The sequence below is a fragment of the Terrabacter sp. P5_B1 genome, from assembly GCF_056400505.1.
In genome coordinates this window covers 1-773 of record NZ_JBFULD010000606.1, presented here as the reverse complement: position 1 = coordinate 773, position 773 = coordinate 1, and the positions used below count along the sequence as shown (strand labels likewise).

The 773-nt window shown below is 71.7% G+C and carries 1 protein-coding gene and 1 pseudogene; both read left to right on the top strand.

Annotated elements, in window-relative coordinates; all coding sequences use genetic code 11:
- On the top strand, nucleotides 1-244 hold a 244-nt coding region (locus AC1DP0_RS22365), incomplete at its 5' end, for a hypothetical protein (protein ID WP_478088846.1).
- Between the two features lie 30 nt (nucleotides 245-274).
- A pseudogene (locus AC1DP0_RS22360) lies at nucleotides 275-773 on the top strand (phosphotransferase enzyme family protein); the annotation flags it as partial.

The window sequence follows — 773 nt, the reverse complement described above, 5'->3', positions numbered from 1 at the left end:
GTGGGTCTTCTTCCTCATCCGGGTCCTCGGCTCCCTCACCCGTGACGGCCTCACCGACACGATCCTCATCCGCACCATCGACCTCGGCGCCGAGGAGACCGTCGTCGCCGCGGTGCTGTCGGTGCTCGCAGCCCTGCTGCTCCTCCTCGGCCGTGGCCGCGCCGGTCGCTCACCACTCGGATGGGCGTCTTTGCTTCTCGCCGTGGTCACAGTGGGCACCGCCGTCTGGCGACTGCTGCCGTGAACGAGATCGTCTGAGCCGAAAGGGAATCGGATGCTCACGGCCGCGACGGCGCAGGACGTCGCCGACGCATACGGCCTCGGAGGCTCGGCCACCCTGACCGGCCCGGTCGCGCGAGGGCAGCTGGGACAGGTGTGGCGGCTCGACACCGAAGCGGGCACGCATGCCGTCAAGGAGTGGTTCGCGACGCCGGACCTTGCCGCCATGTCCCGGGACGTCGATCTCGTCGCGGCGGCACTGGCCGAGGGCGTCGTCACACCACGCATCGTGCACACCACCACAGGCGCCGTGGCCACGACGGTCGCGGACACGGCCATCCGGGTGTTCGAGTGGGTCGACCTGCGCGGTCCCATCCGTGGCCTCGACCCCTCCGCGGTCGGGGCCACACTCGCGGCACTGCACCGGGCAGGGCCACCGACGGACGAGCCCGTGGACAACTGGTTCGCGACGGGCCTCGGAGAGCAGCGCTGGCGTGAGCTGCACCGGCGGGTCGTCGACGAGCAGGCGCCCTTCGCCGGGCACCTCGGTGCCC